The organism is Rhodococcus sp. NPDC077669, assembly GCF_040686915.1.
GTDB lineage: Bacteria > Actinomycetota > Actinomycetes > Mycobacteriales > Mycobacteriaceae > Rhodococcoides > Rhodococcoides fascians.
The window spans coordinates 123577-128652 of record NZ_JBFBMD010000004.1 but is presented as its reverse complement, the minus strand read 5'-3'; the positions used below and the strand labels follow the sequence as shown (position 1 = coordinate 128652).

The 5076-nt window shown below is 62.3% G+C and carries 7 protein-coding genes; 4 read left to right on the top strand and 3 right to left on the bottom strand.

Annotation, left to right across the window (positions count from 1 at the left end):
- Window positions 1–99 precede the first annotated feature (99 nt).
- Window positions 100–696, top strand: a complete 597-nt coding sequence (locus tag AB0P23_RS06920) for a hypothetical protein (protein WP_032365824.1) — start codon at window positions 100–102, stop codon at window positions 694–696.
- A gap of 54 nt (window positions 697–750) precedes the next feature.
- On the opposite strand, the gene pabB is transcribed toward AB0P23_RS06920, so the two are convergent.
- From pabB to AB0P23_RS06905, 3 genes are all read right to left on the bottom strand, one after another.
- Complete coding sequence (gene pabB / locus AB0P23_RS06915; RefSeq protein WP_032372412.1) at window positions 751–2826, bottom strand: aminodeoxychorismate synthase component I; 2076 nt, start codon at window positions 2824–2826, stop codon at window positions 751–753.
- A 10-nt stretch (window positions 2827–2836) separates the two neighbouring features.
- A complete protein-coding gene (locus AB0P23_RS06910; protein WP_027497119.1) occupies window positions 2837–3232 on the bottom strand; it encodes a chorismate mutase family protein in 396 nt (131 codons plus the stop codon).
- 275 nt (window positions 3233–3507) lie between these two features.
- Window positions 3508–3846, bottom strand: a complete 339-nt coding sequence (locus tag AB0P23_RS06905; protein WP_027497120.1) for an RNA polymerase-binding protein RbpA — start codon at window positions 3844–3846, stop codon at window positions 3508–3510.
- 30 nt (window positions 3847–3876) lie between these two features.
- Here AB0P23_RS06905 and AB0P23_RS06900 point away from each other — a divergent pair, with 30 nt between their 5' ends.
- The 3 genes from AB0P23_RS06900 (at window position 3877) to AB0P23_RS06890 (ending at window position 4954) form a co-directional block, all read left to right on the top strand.
- Window positions 3877–4017, top strand: a complete 141-nt coding sequence (locus tag AB0P23_RS06900) for a hypothetical protein (protein ID WP_155288453.1) — start codon at window positions 3877–3879, stop codon at window positions 4015–4017.
- Window positions 4018–4023: 6 nt separating this feature from the next.
- Window positions 4024–4356 carry a hypothetical protein gene (locus tag AB0P23_RS06895; protein WP_027497121.1) on the top strand — a complete coding sequence of 111 codons (333 nt, stop codon included), beginning with the start codon at window positions 4024–4026 and terminating at the stop codon, window positions 4354–4356.
- A 142-nt stretch (window positions 4357–4498) separates the two neighbouring features.
- On the top strand, window positions 4499–4954 hold the full coding sequence (locus tag AB0P23_RS06890; protein ID WP_027497122.1) for a TerB family tellurite resistance protein: 456 nt from the start codon (window positions 4499–4501) through the stop codon (window positions 4952–4954).
- The last annotated feature ends 122 nt before the right edge of the window (window positions 4955–5076 follow it).

Here is a 5076-nt window from a genome sequence, read left to right as displayed (position 1 = left end):
CGTTTGCGAGTGTTCTTCCGTGAAAGAGCACTCGCTCGAATACCATCGGCTTTCGATACTCGAGTGGTCGAATGCGAATCACTACTACCAGGGGACACAGTGAAACTGATCAGAACAGCAACGGTCGCGGTGGCGTTGACCGCAGCCGTAGCCACCGGCGCAGGCCAGGCCGTAGCGGATCCGACGTCGGAGTCGATGAACTACCAGACGTCGGTCAACCCGGATGGAACCGTCAAGACCATCCTCGACGCCGGTCTCTTCCGCGTCGATGCGACGAGCGAGACGGTGTCGATCGTCGACCAGGCCGGCTCCACGGTGGCGTCGATCCCACTGGAGTACTCCATCAATGGAACCGTCTACTCCATTGCGCCCCTGATCGGTGCCGAAGGTCGGGAACTCACTCTCACCCCGCAGACCGTTCCTGTCGCTGAGGTCGCCGGCGCGAAGACCAAGCAGCAGGCCTTCGACAACATGGTCAACCAGCTCGCCATCGGTTGGAACAACGGCGGCGGCGTCGGCACGGCCATCGGTGCAGGCCTCGGCTTCGCCATCGGCTGCGTCTCGATCTTCCCGAACTTCATCTCGGGCTGCATCATCGGAACCGTGATCGGTACGGTCGCCGGCACGGTCATCGGAATCAACAACGCCAACCCCGAAGCTCAGCCTGCGGTGTTCGAGTACTTCACCACTGCGTAGAGCACGACGGCCACTGGCCGAGGGATGTGGAACAGCGGGTAGAGCGCGTGCGCTCTACCCGCTGTTCGCTGTCCGGCCAGTGAGGGCTCGACGCATCGACACCGCTTTGACCATCGTCTCCTCGAACTCCTCGTCGGGGTCCGAGAGCGCGACGATCGCGCCTCCAACGCCGTACGTGACCTCGTGCTCGGTCGCCACGATCGTGCGAATGACGATCGAGAAATCTGCCGTACCCGTGATCGAGAAGTAGCCGATGGCACCGGAATACACTCCGCGCGGCCCATCTTCGAGCTTGTCGATGATTGCCATCGTGCGAATCTTCGGAGCGCCGGTCATCGAGCCGCCGGGGAACGCCGCTCTGATGCAGTCGGCAGCCGACGCGTCGTCACGCAGCCGGCCACGAACCGTGGAGACCAATTGGTGCACGGGAGCATAGGTTTCGACGTCGAACAGCTTCGGCACGTGTACCGAACCAGGAACGCACACCTGAGCCAGGTCGTTGCGCACCAAATCGACGATCATCAGATTCTCGGCCTTGTCCTTCTCGTTCGCGACGAGGTCGGCCTTGAGTGCGTTGTCCTCTTCGGGGGTGGCCCCGCGCGGCCGAGTTCCCTTGATGGGCTTGGACTCCACGATGCGGTCGGCGTCGATACGCAGGAATCGCTCGGGGGAGGCGCTCAGGACCGAGACGTCGGGAAAATTCAAGAAGGCACTGTACGGGGTGGGATTGATTTCCCGCATGTAGGAGTACGTCGCCGCGGGGTCGATGGAACCGGCCACGGTGGCAGTGTTCGTCAGGCAGACCTCGTAGGTTTCACCGGAACGGATTTCGGCGAGGCACTGAGAGATGAGGTCGAGGTAATGCGTGCGATCGTGCCTCAGCCGTGGCTCGAGGGACAGCTCTGCGCCGAGCAACGGAGCACCGGATGCAGGTATCCCGCTGGGCGCGCTCACGGTCTGCGCCTTCTCGGACAGTCCACTCAGCGTTGCGGTGACCGAGTCGAACCACTGCGCGAGGACCGGATCCCCGGGGGTATCGGCCAACCCCATCAAGTACAGGGTGCCGGCCTCGTGGTCGAACACCAATGCCCGATCGGAGAACACCATCGAGGCGTCGGGGGTCGCCGAGGTGTGCACCAGCTGCCCGCCCGTATCGGCCTTGAGTTCGTACCCGAGGTAGCCGACGTAGCCCAGTCCGAATGCAAAGGGAAGATCGTGCCGCGGGGGAGTAGCTCGGCGACGTAGTTGGGCGTCGATGTAGTCGAAGAACGTCGAGTGGATGTGTTCTTTCGTGCCGTCGGAGCCCTCGACGGTCACCATCGTCTCGGCTACCGAGTACGTCACGTATTCGGCGTGCGGCCCGGAGCAATCGCCCATGACGGTGAATCGGCACTCGGGCTCGAGTGCGGCGCTTCCGTCCAGCCAGAAACTCTTGGTGTCGTGCGCGAACAGCGTCTGGAACACGCGCTCGGAGTCGAAATCGCTGTCGATAGTGCGGGTTTCGATGGTGAACATCGAATCGTGGGTCCCCGCTGCGTTCGCTGCGCTCGACCGCGCTAGCGTCAGATCGCGGAAATTCGCCAGCAGCTCACGCCCGTATTCGGTGCTGATCGACTCGGGGTGGAACTGCACTCCCCACAACGGCTTGCTGTGATGACGAACCGCCATCACCAGACCGTCCGGGGTCCAGGCGACTTCCTCGAAGTCGGCGGGAGTCCGGGTGACGACCAGAGAGTGGTAGCGCACCACGGAATACGGCGAGGGAATCCCCTCGAACAGATCCACCCCGGTGTGCGTGATGTCGGTGATGCGGCCGTGCATCGGTGCGGGGGCCAGATCGACCTCGCCCCCGAAGAGGTGGCACATCCCCTGATGGCCGAGGCAGACACCCAGAATCGGGAGACCGGATTCGCTTATCACTCGACCACTGATACCGAAGTCCTGCTCGACGTCCGGGCGGCCGGGACCGGGCGAGATCACGACGTTGTCGAACGCGGCGAAGTCGAGGGAAGACCACGCGACGTCGTTCTTGACCACGGTCGGTGGTCGGCCGTTGACCTCGGCGAGGAGGCTGTACAGGTTGTAGGTGAACGAGTCGTAATTGTCCACAAGGAGGGTTCTGATCGTCATCGACGTACCTCTATCGTTCGCCCTCGAAGCCAGATTCTGGCCCCGGAGAATCGATGATGAGATCCTCGACGCGACACGCCTCGGCAATCATCGACTTGTACAACTCTTCGAGAAAGTCGGGCGACAATCCGTTCGCGGACGCGAACTCACGAGCCCGTTCGGTCACCACGCCCACCCGGCCCGGCTGCATCATGGGAATACCGAATTCGCGTTTGACGTGGGCCACCCGTACACACACATCGATTCGGTCGCGTACGGCTGCGCGCAAGACCTCGTCGATACCGTCCAATTCGCGGCGCAGTTCCGCCAACTTCTGTTCGCCGACCGCAACGCGTCCGTCCGATTCCGAGTCGGACGCCGCCGTCCGCGGATCGTCGTGCAGACACTGATCGGAACCCTGGCTCACGAGTTGATGCCCCCTGTTTTCGACGACTACGGTGCTGATGATTATCGGTCGCAGCCGACATTTGTTACCGCGATCATCACAAACTCGGTAACCGACTACATGCGATGTTCAATGGTGTCATCCCGAGCCGTTTTCGCGCCACTCAAACTCGAAAAAAACGGACGCTGAACGACAATAATCACACAAGTCACCCGAAAAAAATCTCCGAGTTTCCAACCCATCGAAAAAATGCACCGCCGGATTGTTTCCAATCGGGCGGTGCATCGCTCAGGGGATCAGGCTCCGCGTCGCTTGACCTTCAGCAGATCGAGGCGCTCCTTCAGCAACTCTTCCAGTTCATCCACCGAACGGCGCTCGAGGAGCATGTCCCAGTGGGTACGGGGAGGCTTGACCTTCTTCGCCTCGGGCGCGGTGCCCTCGATCAGAGAACCCTCGAGTCCGTTACGGCACGCCCACGTACCGGGAATCTCGGCGTCGTCGGCGAACGGGACGTCGAATTCCTCACCGTTGTCGCAGCGATAGCGAGCCACGCGGCGGGGTGCCAAATCGTGATCACGATCGGTCTCGTAGCTGACGGCTCCCAGTCGACTACCTCGAAGTACACGATCTGCCATAGTGAAGTCCTCTCCATCGATAGTAGGTATGTGCGCCGATTCCACCGGCCGGTTTCGGCGCGGCCGAGCTTCGTCGTCCACCCACTGATCTACAACGTCGTCGAGCGTCCGTTCGTTCCCGGCTCGCCCGCGCAGATCAAGGCATCTTACCTCGCCGGCAAAGTAGGCTGAGCGACCATGTCCGTGAAAACCCGTCGCAACCAGACGTGCGAGTGGTGCGGACGTCCCATCGACGATGTCGGCACCGGCCGCAAACGACGGTACTGCCGACAATCGTGCAGACAACGCGCGTACGAGCAGCGCAGTGCGGTCAAGGGGACGTCCATTCCCGTCGACGCCGTCGTGCTGACCGCCGAAGAAGCATCGGCCGTTGCGGATCGCGCATTCGAACTGCGCTGCGCGGCCGAGGACGTCAGCACCGCAGTGGCAGAAGGTGCCGCCGCCGACGAACTGCAGCGCCTGTGCATCGAGCTCGTGGCGAAAGCACACGATGCCGAGCGGCTGCGCTGAGTATTTCCGGGGCTCCTCGCTGGTCGTCCTTCGTGCGGCGCGACGGTCGACGACATCGCTCCCGTCGTTGTTCACCGACTCCGTGGACAATGGGCGACGCACGCGCGTCTTGCGCGGACGCAAAGACACACAGAGGAGCTCCATGGCGTTCTGGGATCAACTCAAGTCCAAAGCACAGGAATTGAACGGGCAGCTGCAAACCAAGACCAGCCAGTTCAAGAACAAGGAGTTCGCCAACGGCAGCATGGCGATGTGCGCTCTCATCGCCGCCGCGGACGGCACGATCGATCCGGCCGAGCGGCAGAAGACGGCAGCGCTGATCGCCGGAAACGAAGCCCTCCGCGTCTTCGAGTCCGATGAGCTCCGCCAGAAGTTCGACTGGTACTGCGACAAGCTGCAGGGTGACTTCGACTTCGGAAAGGTCGAGGCCACCGCGACGATCGGCAAGTTGAAGTCCAAGCCGGACCAGGCCCGTGCCGTGATCCAGATCGGCATCATCATCGGCGGTGCCGACGGGCATTTCGACGACCACGAAAAGGCCGCCGTTCGCAACGCATGCTTCGCAGTGGGAATCGACCCGGCCGAGTTCGAGCTCTGACCCGCTCCGACGTGGGCATCGAGACCGTGTGAGGTCTGCGGCGACCGACGACGCTTCGACGTCGTCGGTCGCCGTTGTCGTCCCTGGATTCCATCTGTCCTGCAATTTCCTACTCCGCGGGT